The sequence below is a fragment of the Bacillus sp. FSL M8-0063 genome, assembly GCF_038005545.1.
In the GTDB taxonomy this organism is placed as follows: Bacteria; Bacillota; Bacilli; order Bacillales; family Bacillaceae_G; genus Bacillus_A; species Bacillus_A wiedmannii.
Window position 1 is genome coordinate 195,001 of sequence record NZ_JBBOTJ010000002.1, and the last position, 19,969, is coordinate 214,969.

Annotated in this window: 16 protein-coding genes, 1 tRNA gene, 4 rRNA genes, 1 other RNA gene and 1 other annotated feature (1 of these 23 cut by a window edge); of the genes, 4 read left to right on the top strand and 18 right to left on the bottom strand. The window is 40.9% G+C overall.

Annotation, left to right across the window (positions count from 1 at the left end):
* From MKX31_RS23550 to tadA, 8 genes are all read right to left on the bottom strand, one after another.
* Positions 1 to 356: ribosomal RNA gene (locus MKX31_RS23550) — 16S ribosomal RNA — on the bottom strand; it reaches 1,196 nt to the left of the window's first position.
* Positions 357 to 575: 219 nt separating this feature from the next.
* Positions 576 to 845 (bottom strand): pro-sigmaK processing inhibitor BofA family protein, encoded by a 270-nt coding sequence (locus tag MKX31_RS23555; protein ID WP_001089260.1) that lies wholly within the window; start codon positions 843 to 845, stop codon positions 576 to 578.
* A gap of 215 nt (positions 846 to 1,060) precedes the next feature.
* Entirely contained in the window at positions 1,061 to 1,282 is a 222-nt protein-coding gene (locus MKX31_RS23560; RefSeq protein ID WP_000466020.1) for a YaaL family protein, read from the bottom strand.
* 14 nt (positions 1,283 to 1,296) lie between these two features.
* Positions 1,297 to 1,893 carry a recombination protein RecR gene (gene recR, locus MKX31_RS23565; protein WP_000559169.1) on the bottom strand — a complete coding sequence of 199 codons (597 nt, stop codon included), beginning with the start codon at positions 1,891 to 1,893 and terminating at the stop codon, positions 1,297 to 1,299.
* A gap of 14 nt (positions 1,894 to 1,907) precedes the next feature.
* Positions 1,908 to 2,234: a YbaB/EbfC family nucleoid-associated protein gene (locus MKX31_RS23570; RefSeq protein WP_170771173.1), complete on the bottom strand. Its 327-nt coding sequence runs from the start codon at positions 2,232 to 2,234 to the stop codon at positions 1,908 to 1,910.
* A 25-nt stretch (positions 2,235 to 2,259) separates the two neighbouring features.
* Positions 2,260 to 3,948 (bottom strand): DNA polymerase III subunit gamma/tau, encoded by a 1,689-nt coding sequence (gene dnaX / locus MKX31_RS23575; RefSeq protein ID WP_064475258.1) that lies wholly within the window; start codon positions 3,946 to 3,948, stop codon positions 2,260 to 2,262.
* A 132-nt stretch (positions 3,949 to 4,080) separates the two neighbouring features.
* Positions 4,081 to 4,345: signal recognition particle sRNA large type (ffs, locus tag MKX31_RS23580), an RNA gene on the bottom strand.
* Positions 4,346 to 4,425: 80 nt separating this feature from the next.
* A complete protein-coding gene (gene tadA / locus MKX31_RS23585) occupies positions 4,426 to 4,926 on the bottom strand; it encodes a tRNA adenosine(34) deaminase TadA (RefSeq protein ID WP_064475257.1) in 501 nt (166 codons plus the stop codon).
* Between the two features lie 107 nt (positions 4,927 to 5,033).
* Between tadA and MKX31_RS23590 the strand changes: the two genes are divergently transcribed.
* From MKX31_RS23590 to MKX31_RS23600, 3 genes are all read left to right on the top strand, one after another.
* The gene (locus MKX31_RS23590; RefSeq protein WP_088047005.1) at positions 5,034 to 5,573 is read left to right on the top strand and encodes an isochorismatase family cysteine hydrolase; all 540 of its coding nucleotides are present in this window, start codon (positions 5,034 to 5,036) and stop codon (positions 5,571 to 5,573) included.
* A gap of 125 nt (positions 5,574 to 5,698) precedes the next feature.
* On the top strand, positions 5,699 to 6,334 hold the full coding sequence (locus tag MKX31_RS23595; RefSeq protein WP_064475255.1) for a deoxynucleoside kinase: 636 nt from the start codon (positions 5,699 to 5,701) through the stop codon (positions 6,332 to 6,334).
* Between the two features lie 2 nt (positions 6,335 to 6,336).
* Positions 6,337 to 7,005: a deoxynucleoside kinase gene (locus tag MKX31_RS23600; RefSeq protein WP_064475254.1), complete on the top strand. Its 669-nt coding sequence runs from the start codon at positions 6,337 to 6,339 to the stop codon at positions 7,003 to 7,005.
* 35 nt (positions 7,006 to 7,040) lie between these two features.
* On the opposite strand, the gene MKX31_RS23605 is transcribed toward MKX31_RS23600, so the two are convergent.
* From MKX31_RS23605 to guaB, 7 genes are all read right to left on the bottom strand, one after another.
* Complete coding sequence (locus tag MKX31_RS23605; RefSeq protein WP_000364198.1) at positions 7,041 to 7,433, bottom strand: DUF3797 domain-containing protein; 393 nt, start codon at positions 7,431 to 7,433, stop codon at positions 7,041 to 7,043.
* 166 nt (positions 7,434 to 7,599) lie between these two features.
* Positions 7,600 to 7,692: transfer RNA gene (locus tag MKX31_RS23610), tRNA-Ser, on the bottom strand.
* Between the two features lie 154 nt (positions 7,693 to 7,846).
* On the bottom strand, positions 7,847 to 9,121 hold the full coding sequence (gene serS / locus MKX31_RS23615) for a serine--tRNA ligase (protein WP_000884182.1): 1,275 nt from the start codon (positions 9,119 to 9,121) through the stop codon (positions 7,847 to 7,849).
* A gap of 51 nt (positions 9,122 to 9,172) precedes the next feature.
* Positions 9,173 to 9,394, bottom strand: a binding site (T-box leader).
* A gap of 54 nt (positions 9,395 to 9,448) precedes the next feature.
* Entirely contained in the window at positions 9,449 to 10,039 is a 591-nt protein-coding gene (gene pdxT / locus MKX31_RS23620; protein ID WP_064475253.1) for a pyridoxal 5'-phosphate synthase glutaminase subunit PdxT, read from the bottom strand.
* Between the two features lie 18 nt (positions 10,040 to 10,057).
* Positions 10,058 to 10,945, bottom strand: coding sequence for a pyridoxal 5'-phosphate synthase lyase subunit PdxS (pdxS, locus tag MKX31_RS23625; protein WP_000186157.1), 888 nt, complete (start codon positions 10,943 to 10,945; stop codon positions 10,058 to 10,060).
* Between the two features lie 161 nt (positions 10,946 to 11,106).
* Positions 11,107 to 12,414, bottom strand: coding sequence for a D-alanyl-D-alanine carboxypeptidase DacA (gene dacA, locus MKX31_RS23630; RefSeq protein WP_141669114.1), 1,308 nt, complete (start codon positions 12,412 to 12,414; stop codon positions 11,107 to 11,109).
* A 113-nt stretch (positions 12,415 to 12,527) separates the two neighbouring features.
* The gene (guaB, locus tag MKX31_RS23635) at positions 12,528 to 13,991 is read right to left on the bottom strand and encodes an IMP dehydrogenase (protein ID WP_000264076.1); all 1,464 of its coding nucleotides are present in this window, start codon (positions 13,989 to 13,991) and stop codon (positions 12,528 to 12,530) included.
* A 115-nt stretch (positions 13,992 to 14,106) separates the two neighbouring features.
* Here guaB and MKX31_RS23640 point away from each other — a divergent pair, with 115 nt between their 5' ends.
* Positions 14,107 to 15,108 carry a YaaC family protein gene (locus MKX31_RS23640; protein WP_340981601.1) on the top strand — a complete coding sequence of 334 codons (1,002 nt, stop codon included), beginning with the start codon at positions 14,107 to 14,109 and terminating at the stop codon, positions 15,106 to 15,108.
* A gap of 35 nt (positions 15,109 to 15,143) precedes the next feature.
* Here the strand turns inward: MKX31_RS23640 and rrf are convergent.
* The 3 genes from rrf to MKX31_RS23655 form a co-directional block, all read right to left on the bottom strand.
* Positions 15,144 to 15,259, bottom strand: a 5S ribosomal RNA gene (gene rrf / locus MKX31_RS23645).
* Between the two features lie 49 nt (positions 15,260 to 15,308).
* A 23S ribosomal RNA gene (locus MKX31_RS23650) occupies positions 15,309 to 18,230 on the bottom strand.
* Between the two features lie 146 nt (positions 18,231 to 18,376).
* Positions 18,377 to 19,928: ribosomal RNA gene (locus MKX31_RS23655) — 16S ribosomal RNA — on the bottom strand.
* Together the 16S, 23S and 5S rRNA genes form the textbook arrangement of a ribosomal RNA operon.
* Positions 19,929 to 19,969: the final 41 nt, after the last annotated feature.

The window sequence follows — 19,969 nt, forward strand, 5'->3', positions numbered from 1 at the left end:
CCCGTAGGAGTCTGGGCCGTGTCTCAGTCCCAGTGTGGCCGATCACCCTCTCAGGTCGGCTACGCATCGTTGCCTTGGTGAGCCGTTACCTCACCAACTAGCTAATGCGACGCGGGTCCATCCATAAGTGACAGCCGAAGCCGCCTTTCAATTTCGAACCATGCAGTTCAAAATATTATCCGGTATTAGCCCCGGTTTCCCGGAGTTATCCCAGTCTTATGGGCAGGTTACCCACGTGTTACTCACCCGTCCGCCGCTAACTTCTTGAGAGCAAGCTCTCAATCCATTCGCTCGACTTGCATGTATTAGGCACGCCGCCAGCGTTCATCCTGAGCCAGGATCAAACTCTCCAATAAAGTTAGTTTGTCTAGCATCTAAAAATAAAAATTGACGTTTCACGTTGTTTGTTTCGTTTAGTTTTCAAAGTTCAACATCGCGTTTCAGCGACTTTTATAATTTAACATTTTGCGTTAAATCTGTCAACAACTTTTTTCTTTCGTTCCTGACGACGCTTATTAATTTACCATATTAATCATTTGTTCGTCAACACTTTTTAAAAAAATGCCAAAATAATTTTATCTTGGCATGATATAAAGCTTAATAACCACTAATGCAGCAACACCAGGTAGACCTAATAGACTTGTGATTGTTGCTGTACCCAAGTTAATTGGAATATGAAAATCAAAATATGTTCCTACAACGTTTACGATAAAAAGTAACGCTATTCCCAAAGTAACATGAAAGAGCGCTTTTCCTATAAAACGTAACGGCTTAGAAGAAACTCCAAAAACAAGAAAAATAAAAACTAGAGCAAGAATACCAACAATAATAATTGTAGAATTCATTTTTTCCTCCTTGTGAATGACCTATACACATTTATTTGTATGGGACAAGGCGATAAAAAAGAACATTTATCATACTACTCCAGTCGCTTCATCTCATTAAATTTTATTCGACGACACTTTCTTCATATAAAACGATTCCTCACTCTTTCCAAACGAAGTAACCACGCAATGTTTAACGAATAAAATAAAAGGTTCTGCTTTTTCAGCAGAACCTTTTACCATTGTTCCATTTTTACCGGACGACGTTTTGCTTCTTTTAACAAGAAGAAATATTTCGCCTCCGCTATTTTCAAAGAACAAAGTACATCTTGAGATGGTTCCACACTTTGTTCAACCATTCTCTTCTGACGTAACCATTCATTCTTCACTTTTTCTAATAGTACAATTAACTTATCATCATACTCTTTACGCAATTTACCCTTTTTTTGAAAGAACATTTTTGTTTCTCCTCTTATACTTCTCTACGACCTTCTAACGCTTTCGACAGTGTCACTTCATCTGCATATTCTAAATCTCCACCAACTGGCAGACCATGTGCAATACGAGTTACTTTAATACCTGTCGGCTTTAAGAGGCGGGATATATACATCGCTGTAGCTTCCCCTTCAATATTAGGGTTTGTTGCTAGTATCACTTCTTGTACCGTTTCATCATGCAGTCGCTTTAAAAGTTGCGGGATATTAATGTCTTCCGGTCCAATTCCCTCCATTGGAGAAATCGCACCACGTAACACATGATATACACCTTGATACTCTTTCATCTTTTCCATTGCGATTACATCTTTCGGTTCCTGCACAACACAAACAACCGACTGATCTCGATGCGAATCATTACAAATATAACAAGGATCGCGGTCAGTAATATGTCCGCATACAGAACAATACGCTAAATCTCGCTTCGCATTCACAAGTGCTTTTGCAAAACCTAACACATCATCTTCTTTCATATCTAATACGAAAAATGCCAATCGAACCGCTGTTTTCGGTCCGATTCCTGGCAACTTCATAAAACTATCAATTAATTTCGATATCGGTTCTGGATAATGCATATATCAGTATCCTCCTAGAACATTCCACCTGGTAAGTTCAAGCCTTTTGTAAATTTACCCATTGTAGAGTTTGAAAGTTCATCAGCTTTTTTAAGTGCATCATTCGTTGCAGCTAACACTAAGTCTTGTAACATTTCGATATCTTCTGGATCTACAACTTCTTCTTTAACTTTCACTTCAAGAATTTGCTTATGACCATTTGCAATAACTGTGACCATACCGCCGCCAGCTGTACCTTCAACTGTTTTCTCGCCAAGCTCTTCTTGCGCCTTTGCCATATCTTTTTGCATCTTTTGCATTTGTTTCATCATATTATTCATATTTCCCATTCCGCCACGCATCATAATTAATTCCTCCTAATTATTATTACTCTTTTATTTCAATAAGTTCTTGTCCTACTAATTTTACGGCCTCTTCTATAAGAGGATCTTCTTTTTTCTCTGGGCTTTCTTCAGACTCCCCGCCTTCACGCTGTAAAAAATCTTCACGGATTTTACCCCATTCACTTTTTGGAATGGCAATCATATTTAATCTTTTACTTAGCAATTCAAATAAGGCTTGTTCCACTGTATCCATAGCTTCTCGATTTTCGCTTGCCATTTTACAGTGAATCTCATATTGAAACGCTAAAACGTAAGTATCATCCGAAGCCGCCACCGGTTCGCTATTTTCTAATAAAACAGCAAACGCTACTTTGTTGTATGCTTTGAGTCTGCCTAACAACTCACCCCACACAGCTTTTAATTGCTCTAAATCCTGGCGCTTTGCTTGTTTTAACACTTCATTTACGCGTCCGACAGGAATCTTCATACTACCTGTCCGCACTGGCTTTGGTGTTGCACGTGTCTCTCTGACTTCTTGCTGCACACCAGCCGGCACACCATTCTTTTTGACTTGTTCTAACTCTTTCTCCAATTGCTGCATCCTGTTCATAATTGCTTGTAAACGATCTGCACCGTTTGCTTGCATCATAAACTGTTGACACAGTTGTACCATAACAACTTCTAAGAAAATTCGCGGATGATTTGTCCACTTCATTTCCTGTTGTCCCTTACTAAGAGTATGAATGATTTCATAGATTACTTCCGGTTGCATTTCTTCACTTAACATCCGGAATTGCTCATCTACCATTACTCGTTCCAACATATGTTCCAGTTGTGGTGAAGTTTGATATAAAAGCATATCCCGATAATAGTAAATGAAATCCTCCATAAAACGAACTGGATCTTTCCCTTTACCCATCATCTCATCTATGATACGTAATGCTCTTGATACATCATTTTCACGTATACATTCTACTAAGTTACCTAAGTATTGCTGGGAAACAGAACCTGTCACAGCTAATACATCTTCTGTCGTAACTGTCTCATCACTATAAGATATTGCCTGATCAATAAGACTAAGCGCATCACGCATACCACCTTCAGCGGCACGTGCAACAATTTGTAACGCCTCATCTTCTACTTGCGTACCTTCATTCGTCACAACCGTCGATAATCTCTCAACAATATCATTTACTGATATTTTTCGAAATTCAAAACGCTGGCAACGTGAAATGATTGTAGGCGGAATCTTATGCGGTTCTGTTGTCGCCAAAATAAAGATGACGTGTCCTGGCGGCTCTTCTAACGTTTTTAAAAGCGCATTGAAGGCACCCATAGAAAGCATGTGGACTTCATCAATAATGTATACTTTATATTCTACAGCACTTGGAGCATATTTTACTTTATCTCTAATATCTCGAATTTCATCTACACCGTTATTTGAAGCCGCATCAATTTCTAATACATCTGAAATAGATCCTTGTGTAATCCCCAAACAAGAAGGACATTCATTACAAGGTTCAGCTACCGGAGCATGTTCACAGTTGATTGCTTTTGCAAATACTTTTGCAATTGTCGTTTTTCCTGTTCCCCTCGGCCCAGAAAATAAATAAGCATGTGAAACTTTCTCTTGAAGAAGGGCATTTTGCAACGTTTTTGTCACGTGCTTTTGACCAACTACATCTTCAAATTTTTGCGGTCTCCATGTTCGGTATAACGCTTGGTATGACACGAAAATACGGCCTCCCTCAAAGGTTATTATCTCATTTATTATAACCCATTCTGTTTATAGATTCCAAAAGTTATTTTCTATACAAAAAACCCACCTTAGTATTAAGGTGAGTTTTGTATACATATATAACTGCCGTGCACCTTCTGTCGATTACGTACCATAAGCGTTACTCAAGCAGTTAGCTCGGTTCAGGCACTCCTGCGGCACACGAGAAGACCCGCTTATTGCTGCTTCCTTCCGGACCTGACAAGGTTCACGGGGTCCCGTTGCGCAGGACCCAAACGTCAACACCACTTACTTAAGGCAGACCTTACAGCAGCATAACCTCGAGAAGGGATTCGGCCTCGCTAGAGCGGATTGCGAGTATAGGGCACCGCTACCTCCCCGCTTAGCACGGCAAAGTTAAAACCAATATTCGGTTGCCTTCATTAAAAGGCATTATCAGTATAACTTGTTTTTTTACAAAATGCAAATACGTTAATTCTCGTTACTTTTCTCTAATTTTTTTATCGCTTTTCTTTTTTTACGAAGCTCTCTAAAAAAGTTTGTTAACAAAGTACCGCATTCTTCTTCTAATACACCAGCAACTACCTCGCATTGATGGTTAAAGCGTTCATCCGTTAAAAGATTCATCAACGTCCCTGCACATCCACCTTTCGGATCACTTGCACCATATACAACTCGCTTCACTCGTGATAAAACAATTCCACCCGCACACATCGGACAAGGCTCTAATGTTACATATAACGTCGCATCTTCTAAACGCCATGTCCCTAATTTTTTGCACGCCTCATCAATAGCTAACAACTCAGCGTGAGCTATTGATCTTTGTTCAGTTTCTCTTAAATTATGAGCAACACTAATTACTTCACCATCTAACACTATAACTGCACCAATCGGTACTTCTTGTATTGCCTCTGCTTTTTCAGCCTCTTCTATTGCTAACTGCATAAAATAAATATCTTGATCGCGTTCCATACCATAGTCCTTTCATTACAAATAAAGTACACTTATTTCCATTTACTACACATGGGATAACTTTTACAAATTCAATCCACCCTAATAAAAAAGAGAGGGGATTACATATGAAGAATACTGCCTTACTCATTATCGATATGATTAATGATTTTCAATTTTCACACGGGCCCATCTTAGCCAAAAAATGCGAAATTATAACAAACCCTATTTTACAATTAAAGAAAACAATGAAATCCTTTGGCTACCCCATAATTTATGTTAATGACCATTATCAACTTTGGAGATCTGATATTGACCAACTAATTACCCATTGTACAAATGAGTATAGCGAAAATATCATTCATAAGATTGCTCCAAATTCCGATGATTACATTTTTATTAAACCACATTACTCTGCTTTTTATGAAACACCTTTAAATTCTTTATTAGGCTATTTAAAAATAGAAAATCTAATATTAACAGGAGTCGCCGGGAATATATGTATCCTCTTTACAGCTAACGACGCTCATATGAGAAATTATACACTGTATGTACCACAGGACTGTATTGCCTCTAATCACGATCAGGATAATCTGCATGCTTTAAAAATAATGGAATCCACATTAAAAGCAAATATAGTACCTTCATCTCAAATAAAAATTAATTAATACATATATCTATTTTCTAACTTTTTATATCAAATTAACCCGCTCGCTTCCCTCTTGTGCTACAATAATTCTGTTTTGTGTTTTTAGTAGTCACGGTAAATCACTGATTGAAAGGAGGAAACAGCGTGACCGGAGTACCTTTTATCACGGTTGAAGGACCAATTGGTGTTGGAAAAACCTCGCTTGCGAAGGCAATTTCAACTCACATGCAACTCCACTTACTAAAAGAGATTGTTGATGAAAATCCTTTTTTAGGAAAATTCTATGAAGACATCGACGAATGGAGTTTTCAAACAGAGATGTTCTTTCTTTGTAATAGATACAAACAATTAGAAGATATTAACATAAAGTATTTGAATCAAAGGAAGCCAGTAGTAGCGGATTATCATATATTTAAAAATTTAATTTTCGCATCCCGTACATTAAAGAATTCTCAATACGACAAGTACATGCAAATCTATCGTATCCTTACACAAGATATGCCTGTACCAAACGTTATCGTTTATTTAACAGCTAGCTTGGAAACATTACAAACACGAATTGCGATGCGCGGAAGAGAATTCGAAAAAAATATGGATCCCAATTACTTACTACAGCTCACAAAAGATTACGAAACGGCAATGGATACTTTTAAAAAGGATCATCCAGATATCCCAGTATTGAAATTTAACGGAGACGATATGGATTTTGTAAAAAATCCTGATGATTTAAACGTCATCCTATCCGCCCTTCAAAATACTCTCTTAAAGGAGTCGAAATAACAATGAATTTAAGGCAAAAATATGATATACCAAATGACGCAGTAATCACTATTGCTGGAACAGTAGGTGTCGGAAAATCAACTATGACAACTGCATTAGCTAACACTTTAGGTTATCGCACATCATTTGAAAAGGTAGATTCGAACCCGTATTTGGACAAGTTCTATGCTGATTTCACACGCTGGAGCTTCCACTTGCAAGTGTACTTTTTAGCAGAACGATTTAAAGAACAAAAAAGAATTTTTGAATACGGTGGCGGTTTTGTTCAAGATCGCTCTATCTATGAAGACACTGGAATTTTTGCAAAGATGCATCATGAAAAAGGTACAATGACGGAAACTGATTATGAAACATACAAAGGTTTATTTGATGCTATGGTCATGACTCCTTACTTCCCTCATCCAGATTTATTAATTTACTTAGAAGGTTCTTTCGATGATATTGTTGATCGTATCCAAGAACGCGGACGTCCGATGGAACAACAAACACCAATTGAGTATTGGAAAGAGATGCATGGCCGTTACGAAAACTGGATTAACAACTTTAATGCATGCCCTGTTTTACGATTAAACATTAATGAATACGATATTTTAAAAGATGGCGATTCAATTGAACCAATCATTAAAAAAATTGGCCATTTTTTAAAACAAACACGTAAACTTGTAAAATAAAAAACCCGTGCATACGCACGGGTTTTTCTATTAAATTACTTCTTTTTTGTCGGAGCAATAATTTCACTCTCAGGTTTTCCAGCGTTAATACGCTGACGAACAGTACTTGTACTAATATCGTATGTTTCAGCAATCTCTTTAACAGTCATTTCTTTCCCGTTAATTACTGCTGTTAATACTTTACCTGTACGTTTTGGAGCTGCTTCTTTCTTTACAGCTGCTTTTTCAACTTTTTTTGGCGCCTCTACTTTTGTCGCAGTTTGCTTTACATCACAAGTGCAACCACAAAGTTTACGGAATGTATCATCGCTTATAATGCGTGACACATTTGCACCACTGTTTAAAATTCTATTGTTCTTACAGACAGGACATTGTACATAATATAAAGTTTTTCCATCTAAAGGAAACGTTTGTATAATAAGATCCATGTTGACTCCTTTCATATCTATGAAGATAATCATCGGAATATGAGTGTGTAATAAGGAGAAAATCGCCCTACACCATACTTTATGATTGGTTTTAAAATAAAAACTCGTTACGTGTTGGTAACGAGTTCTCCAATCTCCACTTATATGCGCTGTTGTCAATTATATCTGGAGGAGGTAGAGGGATTCGAACCCCCGCGCGACTCTCGCCGCCTGTCGGTTTTCAAGACCGATCCCTTCAGCCAGACTTGGGTATACCTCCATATTGACATCAAATATAATATCAAAAGAAAAACAGTTAGTCAACCCTACTAAAATAAATTATGAGGAAAGGGGAAATTTACCTTTCCCCTCCTACATTTCAGTACTGACAATGCTCATAATTACCAATCACTCATACCGATGAATGTTTACATTTACTTAATAACTGCTTTTCCTCCCATATAAGGGCGAAGAACTTCTGGAATTATAATTGTACCATCTTCTTGTTGGTAGTTCTCTAAAATAGCTGCAACCGTACGTCCAATCGCAAGACCAGATCCATTTAATGTATGAACATGTTCTGGTTTTCCGTTTGGCTCACGACGGAAACGGATATTTGCACGTCTCGCTTGGAAAGCCTCAAAATTACTACAAGAAGAAATCTCACGATATGTGCCATAGCTTGGAATCCATACTTCGATATCGTATTTCTTCGCTGCTGTAAATCCTAAATCGCCTGTGCACATGCTCATAACGCGATATGGCAACTCTAATAATTGTAACACGCGTTCTGCATCATTTGTTAGTTTTTCTAACTCTTCATAAGAATCTTCTGGTTTTACGAACTTTACAAGCTCTACTTTATTGAACTGATGCTGACGAATTAAGCCACGTGTATCACGACCAGCTGAACCTGCTTCAGAACGGAAACAAGAGCTAAATGCAGCATATCGTATAGGCAATTGATCTTTATTTAAGATTTCATCACGATGCATGTTCGTTACAGGTACTTCAGCTGTCGGAATTAAGAAGTAATCTTCACTTTCAATACGGAATGCATCTTCTTCAAATTTCGGAAGTTGTCCTGTTCCTGTCATACTTGCACGGTTTACCATATACGGAGGTAATACTTCTTCGTATCCATGCTCATCAGTATGAAGATCAAGCATAAAGCTAATTAAAGCACGCTCTAATCTCGCGCCAGCACCTTTATAGAATACGAAGCGGCTTCCCGTTACTTTCCCAGCACGCTCAAAATCTAAAATTCCTAAATCTGTAGCAAGATCCCAATGTGGTTTTGGTTCATAAGCAAATTCTTTCACTTCTCCCCAAGTACGTGCTACTACATTATCATCTTCTGTTTCACCAACTGGAGCAGATTCATGAGGAATATTTGGAATAGATAACATTAATCTTTCTAAATCTTCTTCAACTGTACGAAGTTCATTATCAAGATCTTTTACTTTTTCTCCAACTTCACGCATTTCTAGAATTAGAGCTTCTGCATCTTTCTTTTCGCGCTTCAATACAGAGATTTGTTGAGATACTTCGTTACGTTTACTTTTTAGTTCCTCTGTTTGAACAAGTAATTCTCTTCTTCTCGTATCCAGCTCTTCAAAGCGACCAAAATCAGTTAAATCTTCGCCTCTATGCTGTAACTTTGCTTTTACTTCTTCAAAATTTGTACGTAAAAATTTAATATCAAGCATTATATACTCCTCCTTTTATTTTATAAAACACAAAAAACTCCCGTCCCTATATAAAGGGACGGGAGTTAACCCGCGTTGCCACCCTAGTTGAAAGCATTACCGCCTTCCTCTCAAGTAGAAATAACGGCTCTTCACCGGGAATGTTTACTAATCATAAAGATATTCCACATTCCATTCCAGGATGGATTCACAAACTGTTTCTATCGATTTCCACCAACCATCGACTCTCTATAAGAAACGGCATTTGTTACTACTTCCTATCAACACGCTTATTTTATAAAATTGTTACCATCAATTTACTATAATCTTATACAAGTTGCAAGTTACTTAGACAACTTTTTTCGTTTTCGCTTCTTTTACCATTTCTACAAAGTATGCTGTGACACGATGATCATCCGTTAATTCCGGATGGAATGAAGCAGCTAAAAACTGATTTTGTTTTACTGCTACCATTCGGTCACCATGTGTAGAAAGTACTTCAACATCATCAGCTACATTTACAACATACGGAGCACGGATAAATACACCAATAAATTCTTCTCCTACACCTTTAATTGAAAGTGCGACTTCAAAGCTATCTTTTTGGCGTCCGAACGCATTGCGTTCTACTGTAATATCCATAGCACCAATATGTGCTTCTTCATAGCCAATAAGTGTTTTTGCAAGAAGAATCATACCTGCACATGTACCAAACATTGGTTTACCAGACTTCGCGAATGTACGAAGTGGTTCCATGAAAGCATACTTATCAATAAGACGGCGCATTGTTGTACTTTCACCGCCTGGTAAAATAAGACCATCAATCTCTTCAAGTTGCTCTATACGCTTTACAACAACAGCTTCTGCACCACTTGCTTCAACTGATTTTATATGCTCACGAACTGCACCTTGAAGACCTAGTACACCGATTTTCACCATTTTAAAGTTCTCCTTCAATTACCATCCACGCTCTTGCATGCGTTGTTCTGGTAATAATGTTGAAATTTCGATACCTTTCATTGCATTACCTAACCCTTTAGAAAGGCTTGCAATTAGTTCGTAATCCTCATAATGAGTCGTCGCTTCAACGATTGCGCGTGCAAATTTCTCTGGATTTTCTGATTTGAAGATACCAGATCCTACGAATACACCATCCGCACCAAGTTGCATCATTAACGCTGCATCTGCTGGTGTTGCTACACCACCTGCTGCGAAGTTTACAACTGGCAAACGACCAAGGCGTTTAATTTCAAGTAGTACTTCATAAGGAGCACCAGTATTTTTTGCATATGTCATTAACTCATCTTCACGTAGACTTGCAACTTGACGGATTTCTGCATTGACTTGGCGCATATGACGCACTGCCTCTACAATGTTTCCTGTTCCTGGTTCACCTTTTGTACGAAGCATAGATGCACCTTCTGCAATACGACGTGCAGCTTCTCCGATATCACGGCAACCACATACAAATGGAACTGTGTAATCACGTTTATTTAAATGGTATACTTCATCGGCAGGAGTTAACACTTCACTCTCATCGATATAGTCTACCCCTAATGATTCTAATACACGTGCTTCTACAAGGTGACCGATACGGCATTTTGCCATAACCGGAATTGACACCGCACCCATAACTTCCTCAACGATTGTTGGGTCTGCCATACGAGAAACGCCACCTGCTGCACGAATATCTGCTGGTACACGCTCTAGTGCCATAACGGCAACTGCGCCTGCCTCTTCTGCAATTTTTGCTTGTTCAGCGTTAATTACGTCCATAATAACGCCGCCTTTTTGCATTTCTGCCATTCCACGTTTTACACGTTCTGTCCCTGTTACATTTGTCATGTTACAAAAACCCCCCTAGGTGAATTGCTTTTCCCCGTTAAAGGCGAAAATTAAGAATACTCTTACATTCTACCACTAACCATCAGATGCTTGTCTACTACTTTTTCATAAAGTCGGTATGAAAAATAGGAATAAGAAAAAGCCCCTACAATGAGGAGCTTTTAAAACCAACCTTTTACTGTATCAACAGCACTATTCCATATACCACTAAAGAAAGAACCAATTCCGCGCATAGAGCGAGTAAACCAATTCGCTTCCTCTACTGCAGACGTTGTTACAAGATCTATTTGTAATGACTTACCAGATAAAAATCCAGGGTCATTCGCATCTTTTGGTGTGATTACCATTTGGCCAAGTACAGCTCCCTTTTTAATAGGTGCTTCTTGTCCCTTATTTGCTTCTTTTAATTCTGTTTTATAAACATCTTTACTTCCTTTTGGCACTGGAAGTGAAACAGCTTGTTTTGTTTGAACTGCTACATCTTTATCTTTAGCATTTTCTACTCGTACTGTTTCTTGTCCTTTTACTGAAGAATCTTTTTTATACATTTGCTTCATTTCAAAGTTAGCAAATCCATAATCATATAGCTTCTTTGTTTCATCAAAACGTGCTGTATGAGAACTTGTTTTAATAACTACAGAAATAAAACGCATACCGTTTCTTTCAACCGTACCAGTGAAGCAATCCCCGGCTTCTGGAGTCGAGCCTGTTTTCAGGCCATCTACGCCATCATATTCTTTCACTAAGCCCTTTAACATCCAGTTCCAGTTCGACATTGCAAACTTCTCTTTTTGTGGACGAAATTCTTTTTTCGGGATTTTTGCTGTATCTAACACTTTTGGGTAATCTTTAATTAAATGTTGTGCTAAAGTTGCAACATCCTTTGCAGACATTTTATTTTCTTCATCCGCTGTTGTTCCTTCAGGGTGCATTCCCTTTAAATCTTTATTCGTTAAACCTGTAGAATTGACAAATTTATAATTTTTCAACCCTAGTTCTTTCGATTTATCATTCATCATTTTTACGAAGTCTACTTCTTTACCTGCAATTGCTTCTGCTAATGCAATTGTTGCACCATTTGCAGAAAAGATTGCCATTGCTTCATATAACTCTTTTACTGTATAAATGCCGCCATTTTCTAATGCAACATTTGATAAAGAAGCATCTTGTGAAACCTTATACGCATATTCAGAAACCTTAATTTTTTGATCCCACTTAAGTTTTCCTTTATCCACTGCTTCATGAACTAAATATTCACTCATCATCTTTGTCATACTAGCAATTGATAATAATTCATCTGCATTCTTTTGATATAAAATTTTCCCAGAATTTGCTTCAACTAAAATTGCTGCACCTGCTTCAATGTTTAAAGAAGCTCCTGTTTCTGCTGATGCATTGCTATATGGTAACAACATACTACAAGCTAGTGTAAGCATTGTTACTAAAGCAATGAATCTTTTGCAAAACATACCTTTCACGTCTGTTACCCCCAATATCTATGTACTCACATAACCGTTATTCTAACATAATCAAAAAAAAATAGACAGAGATATCAAATCTCCGTCTATTTGTATATCAGACATTATAATGAGTAGTTTGGAGCCTCTTTTGTAATTTGTACGTGATGAGGGTGGCTTTCACGTAAACCAGCACCTGACATACGAATGAATTGTGCATTCTCACGTAAGAATTCTAAATTCTGCGCTCCGCAATATCCCATACCGGCACGTAATCCACCAACTAATTGATGAACTGTATCTGCTAAAGGTCCTTTATATGGTACTCGACCTTCAATACCTTCTGGAACAAGTTTTTTATTTCCTTCTTGGAAGTAACGGTCTTTACTTCCTTTTTCCATCGCTCCGACAGAACCCATACCACGATATACTTTAAATTGACGACCTTGGTAAATTTCAGTCTCTCCAGGGCTTTCAGCAACACCAGCAAACATACTACCTAGCATAACAACGTGTGCTCCTGCTGCTAAAGCTTTTACCATGTCACCAGAGTACTTAACACCACCATCAGCAATAACCGGAATACCGTGTTTACGAGCTTCTGTTGCACAATCATAAACTGCTGTTAATTGTGGTACACCCACGCCAGCTACAACGCGTGTCGTACAAATAGAGCCTGGTCCAATACCAACTTTAACTACGTTTGCACCTGCTTCAATTAATGCTTTCGTTGCTTCAGCAGTAGCAACATTTCCAGCGATAATATTTAGTGATGGATATTTCGCACGAACTTCTTTTACTTTATCAATAACACCTTGAGAATGTCCATGAGCTGTATCGAGTACGATTGCATCTACGCTAGCTTTTACTAATGCGTCGATACGAAGCATAGCATCAGCCGTTACACCAACCGCTGCTCCAACTAATAAGCGTCCTTGCTTATCCTTCGCAGAATTTGGGAATTCAATTACTTTTTCAATATCTTTTATTGTAATCAGCCCTTGTAATACACCGTTGTTATCAACGAGAGGGAGTTTTTCAATTTTGTACTTTTGTAGGATCTTTTCAGCTTCTTCCAGCGTTGTACCAACTGGAGCTGTAATTAGCTTTTCTTTTGTCATTACGTCGGAAATTTTGATTGAGTAGTCTTGGATAAAACGCATATCACGGTTTGTAATAATACCAACTAATTTTCGCTCGTCTAAATTATTTACAACCGGTACACCTGAGATACGGTATTTTCCCATAAGATGCTCTGCATCATACACTTGATGTTCTGGAGTTAAAAAGAAAGGATCTGAAATAACGCCACTTTCAGAACGTTTTACTTTATCAACTTGCTCCGCTTGTTGTTCAATAGACATGTTTTTATGAATAATTCCTAAACCGCCTTGACGAGCCATTGCAATAGCCATATCAGCTTCTGTTACTGTATCCATTCCTGCACTAATTAACGGGATATTTAACTGTAAGCTTTCAGATAAAACTGTTTTAACACTTACTTCTCTTGGTAGTACATCTGACTTTGCTGGTACAAGTAATACGTCATCAAAAGTCAAACCTTCTTTAACAAATTTAGATTCCCACATAATTGTTCCCCCCATGATACCAGAAATTATTATTAGTAGCTTATCAATTGGTTAAAATACTGTCAAGGACGTATATATATGTTAGAATTTTTAGACAATAAAAGGAGCGTAATATATGCATCAAACACATTGTACTTGGCAGCAATTAAGTTTCTTCTTTTCATCTCAAAATGTACAACGTTATCTTGCCCGTTGCTATGAAAAATCCTCCATACAAGATGCTGAAAAAAAAAGTTTCGAAAATTGTTATCCCTTTATTTATTACTTAGAACACGGGAAAAACTATTATGAATTATATAAGGTAGCCCCATTTTCCATTCAGCCAATGTTATTGTTTTATGGAATGAGCCAACTTTTTAAAGCCTGCTTACTAACTATTGATCCTAACTATCCAGAATCCACTACTGTTTTAGCTCATGGTGTTACGACTCGTAAACGAAAAAAACAGGGGTATCAATTTTTAGAAGATGAGGTGAGGGTGCAAAAAAATGGATTATTTACTCATATTGCAGAACAGCTGTTTCACATGAAACACTTAGAAGCAGAGAAGTTTAACATGTTAGATCTAATGGGAAATATTCCTGAATTACAAAATTTATTTCGCTATAGTCAAAGAGGGGCCACATTATATAAAATCGATTCAACAAATACAAATGAACTTTCCTTTTCGGTCAACATACTAGATCGACTCCATATGACTACAGAAAGATTTTCACGTTACATTGAATCAACTTGTAAACATTTATCCATACAACATGTTCCCGGGAAAACGAGCGGATCGAATTTGCTTTTTACAGCTCCTATCCAATCGTGGAATCCTATATATAGTACGCCCTTATACTACGAATATCTTGCTGATGCTTATTACTTACCAATTACAACTGACCCGAGAAATCCTAAACCAGTATTACCTGAACTTCTTGTTCATTATTTATTGCTCTACAATTTAAGTATGATTTCTAGATATGAAACAGATTGGTGGTATGATTTACTTGGGAGCTATGGTTCTGAAGATTACCCATTTATTTATCAATTTCTTACTATTTCTGCTCAAAAAATCCCTTACTATATTTCATCTTTTTTACTAACAGGACCAGGCCTATTCCATGGGAAATAAAAAAAACACAAGTCAAAAGACTTGTGTTTTTAATTGCTTGGCGACGTCCTACTCTCACAGGGACAAGGTCCCAACTACCATCGGCGCTAGAGAGCTTAACTTCCGTGTTCGGTATGGGAACGGGTGTGACCTCTCTGCCATCATCACCAAACTATGAAGGCATATTCCTTCAAAACTAGATAACATTTGCTACATATTATATGGTTAAGTCCTCGATCTATTAGTATTCGTCAGCTCCACATGTCACCATGCTTCCACCTCGAACCTATCAACCTGATCATCTTTCAGGGATCTTACTAGCTTACGCTATGGGAAATCTCATCTTGAGGGGGGCTTCATGCTTAGATGCTTTCAGCACTTATCCCTTCCGCACATAGCTACCCAGCTATGCCCTTGGCAGAACAACTGGTACACCAGCGGTGCGTCCATCCCGGTCCTCTCGTACTAAGGACAGCTCCTCTCAAATTTCCTACGCCCACGACGGATAGGGACCGAACTGTCTCACGACGTTCTGAACCCAGCTCGCGTACCGCTTTAATGGGCGAACAGCCCAACCCTTGGGACCGACTACAGCCCCAGGATGCGATGAGCCGACATCGAGGTGCCAAACCTCCCCGTCGATGTGGACTCTTGGGGGAGATAAGCCTGTTATCCCCGGGGTAGCTTTTATCCGTTGAGCGATGGCCCTTCCATGCGGAACCACCGGATCACTAAGCCCGACTTTCGTCCCTGCTCGACTTGTAGGTCTCGCAGTCAAGCTCCCTTATGCCTTTGCACTCTACGAATGATTTCCAACCATTCTGAGGGAACCTTTGGGCGCCTCCGTTACACTTTAGGAGGCGACCGCCCCAGTCAAACTGCCCACCTGACACTGTCTCCCGGGTCGATAAGACCCGTAGGTTAGAATTTCAATACATTCAGGGCGGTATCCCACCAGCGCCTCCACCGAAGCTAGCGCTCCGGTTTCAATGGCTCCCGCCTATCCTGTACAAAATGTACCAAAATTCAATATCAGGCTACAGTAAAGCTCCACGGGGTCTTTCCGTCCTGTCGCGGGTAACCTGCATCTTCACAGGTACTATAATTTCACCGAGTCTCTGGTTGAGACAGTGCCCAAATCGTTACACCTTTCGTGCGGGTCGGAACTTACCCGACAAGGAATTTCGCTACCTTAGGACCGTTATAGTTACGGCCGCCGTTTACTGGGGCTTCAGTTCAGAGCTTCGCTTACGCTAACCCCTCTCCTTAACCTTCCAGCACCGGGCAGGTGTCAGCCCCTATACTTCGCCTTACGGCTTCGCAGAGACCTGTGTTTTTGCTAAACAGTCGCTTGGGCCTATTCACTGCGGCTTTCCGTTAAGAAAGCACCCCTTCTCCCGAAGTTACGGGGTCATTTTGCCGAGTTCCTTAACCAGAGTTCTCTCGCACACCTTAGGATTCTCTCCTCGCCTACCTGTGTCGGTTTGCGGTACAGGCACCTTTTATCTCGCTAGAAGCTTTTCTTGGCAGCGGGGAATCAAAGACTTCGCTCCATAAGGAGCTTCCCCATCACAGCTCAGCCTTCACGATAAGCGGATTTGCCTACTTATCAGCCTAACTGCTTGGACGTGCACAACCAATCGCACGCTTCTTCTATCCTTCTGCGTCCCTCCATTGCTCAAACGATAAAGAGGTGGTACAGGAATATCAACCTGTTGTCCATCGCCTACGCCTGTCGGCCTCGGCTTAGGTCCTGACTAACCCTGAGCGGACGAGCCTTCCTCAGGAAACCTTAGGCATTCGGTGGACGGGATTCTCACCCGTCTTTCGCTACTCATACCGGCATTCTCACTTCTAAGCGCTCCACCAGTCCTTCCGGTCTGACTTCACTGCACTTAGAACGCTCCCCTACCACTGATACCATTGGTATCAATTCGCAGCTTCGGTGGTGTATTTAGCCCCGGTACATTTTCGGCGCAGAGTCACTCGACTAGTGAGCTATTACGCACTCTTTAAATGGTGGCTGCTTCTAAGCCAACATCCTAGTTGTCTAAGCAACTCCACATCCTTTTCCACTTAATACACACTTTGGGACCTTAGCTGGCGATCTGGGCTGTTTCCCTCTTGACTACGGATCTTATCACTCGCAGTCTGACTCCTAAGGATAAGTCATTGGCATTCGGAGTTTGACTGAATTCGGTAATCCGATGAGGACCCCTAGTTCAATCAGTGCTCTACCTCCAAGACTCTTACACTTAAGGCTAGCCCTAAAGCTATTTCGGGGAGAACCAGCTATCTCCAGGTTCGATTGGAATTTCTCCGCTACCCACACCTCATCCCCGCACTTTTCAACGTGCGTGGGTTCGGGCCTCCATTCAGTGTTACCTGAACTTCACCCTGGACATGGGTAGATCACCTGGTTTCGGGTCTACGACCACGTACTAAACGCCCTATTCAGACTCGCTTTCGCTGCGGCTCCGCCTCTTCAGCTTAACCTCGCACGGGATCGTAACTCGCCGGTTCATTCTACAAAAGGCACGCCATCACCCATTAACGGGCTCTGACTATTTGTAGGCACACGGTTTCAGGATCTCTTTCACTCCCCTTCCGGGGTGCTTTTCACCTTTCCCTCACGGTACTGGTTCACTATCGATCACTAGGGAGTATTTAGCCTTGGGAGATGGTCCTCCCAGATTCCGACGGAATTTCACGTGTTCCGCCGTACTCAGGATACATTCAAGAGAGAACGAAGTTTCGACTACGGGGTTGTTACCCTCTACGACGGACCTTTCCAGGTCGCTTCGTCTACCTCGTTCCTTTGTAACTCCGTATAGAATGTCCTACAACCCCAAGAGGCAAGCCTCTTGGTTTGGGCTATGTTCCGTTTCGCTCGCCGCTACTCAGGAAATCGCATTTGCTTTCTCTTCCTCCAGGTACTTAGATGTTTCAGTTCCCTGGGTCTGTCTTCCTTACCCTATGTATTCAGGTAAGGATACCATACCATTACGTATGGTGGGTTTCCCCATTCGGAAATCTTCGGATCAAAGCTTACTTACAGCTCCCCGAAGCATATCGGCGTTAGTCCCGTCCTTCATCGACTCCTAGTGTCAAGGCATCCACCGTGCGCCCTTTCTAACTTAACCAAACTAAAATTAAAAAAATATGAGCTACACTGTTATCTAGTTTTCAAAGAACATACATTTATATATGAGAGATAGTTCTCTCAAAACTGAACAAAACGAAACACGGAAACTTATATTGATGAACAGCGTTCATCAATTCTCCATAGAAAGGAGGTGATCCAGCCGCACCTTCCGATACGGCTACCTTGTTACGACTTCACCCCAATCATCTGTCCCACCTTAGGCGGCTGGCTCCATAAAGGTTACCCCACCGACTTCGGGTGTTACAAACTCTCGTGGTGTGACGGGCGGTGTGTACAAGGCCCGGGAACGTATTCACCGCGGCATGCTGATCCGCGATTACTAGCGATTCCAGCTTCATGTAGGCGAGTTGCAGCCTACAATCCGAACTGAGAACGGTTTTATGAGATTAGCTCCACCTCGCGGTCTTGCAGCTCTTTGTACCGTCCATTGTAGCACGTGTGTAGCCCAGGTCATAAGGGGCATGATGATTTGACGTCATCCCCACCTTCCTCCGGTTTGTCACCGGCAGTCACCTTAGAGTGCCCAACTTAATGATGGCAACTAAGATCAAGGGTTGCGCTCGTTGCGGGACTTAACCCAACATCTCACGACACGAGCTGACGACAACCATGCACCACCTGTCACTCTGCTCCCGAAGGAGAAGCCCTATCTCTAGGGTTTTCAGAGGATGTCAAGACCTGGTAAGGTTCTTCGCGTTGCTTCGAATTAAACCACATGCTCCACCGCTTGTGCGGGCCCCCGTCAATTCCTTTGAGTTTCAGCCTTGCGGCCGTACTCCCCAGGCGGAGTGCTTAATGCGTTAACTTCAGCACTAAAGGGCGGAAACCCTCTAACACTTAGCACTCATCGTTTACGGCGTGGACTACCAGGGTATCTAATCCTGTTTGCTCCCCACGCTTTCGCGCCTCAGTGTCAGTTACAGACCAGAAAGTCGCCTTCGCCACTGGTGTTCCTCCATATCTCTACGCATTTCACCGCTACACATGGAATTCCACTTTCCTCTTCTGCACTCAAGTCTCCCAGTTTCCAATGACCCTCCACGGTTGAGCCGTGGGCTTTCACATCAGACTTAAGAAACCACCTGCGCGCGCTTTACGCCCAATAATTCCGGATAACGCTTGCCACCTACGTATTACCGCGGCTGCTGGCACGTAGTTAGCCGTGGCTTTCTGGTTAGGTACCGTCAAGGTGCCAGCTTATTCAACTAGCACTTGTTCTTCCCTAACAACAGAGTTTTACGACCCGAAAGCCTTCATCACTCACGCGGCGTTGCTCCGTCAGACTTTCGTCCATTGCGGAAGATTCCCTACTGCTGCCTCCCGTAGGAGTCTGGGCCGTGTCTCAGTCCCAGTGTGGCCGATCACCCTCTCAGGTCGGCTACGCATCGTTGCCTTGGTGAGCCGTTACCTCACCAACTAGCTAATGCGACGCGGGTCCATCCATAAGTGACAGCCGAAGCCGCCTTTCAATTTCGAACCATGCAGTTCAAAATATTATCCGGTATTAGCCCCGGTTTCCCGGAGTTATCCCAGTCTTATGGGCAGGTTACCCACGTGTTACTCACCCGTCCGCCGCTAACTTCTTGAGAGCAAGCTCTCAATCCATTCGCTCGACTTGCATGTATTAGGCACGCCGCCAGCGTTCATCCTGAGCCAGGATCAAACTCTCCAATAAAGTTAGTTTGTCTAGCATCTAAAAATAAAAATTGACGTTTC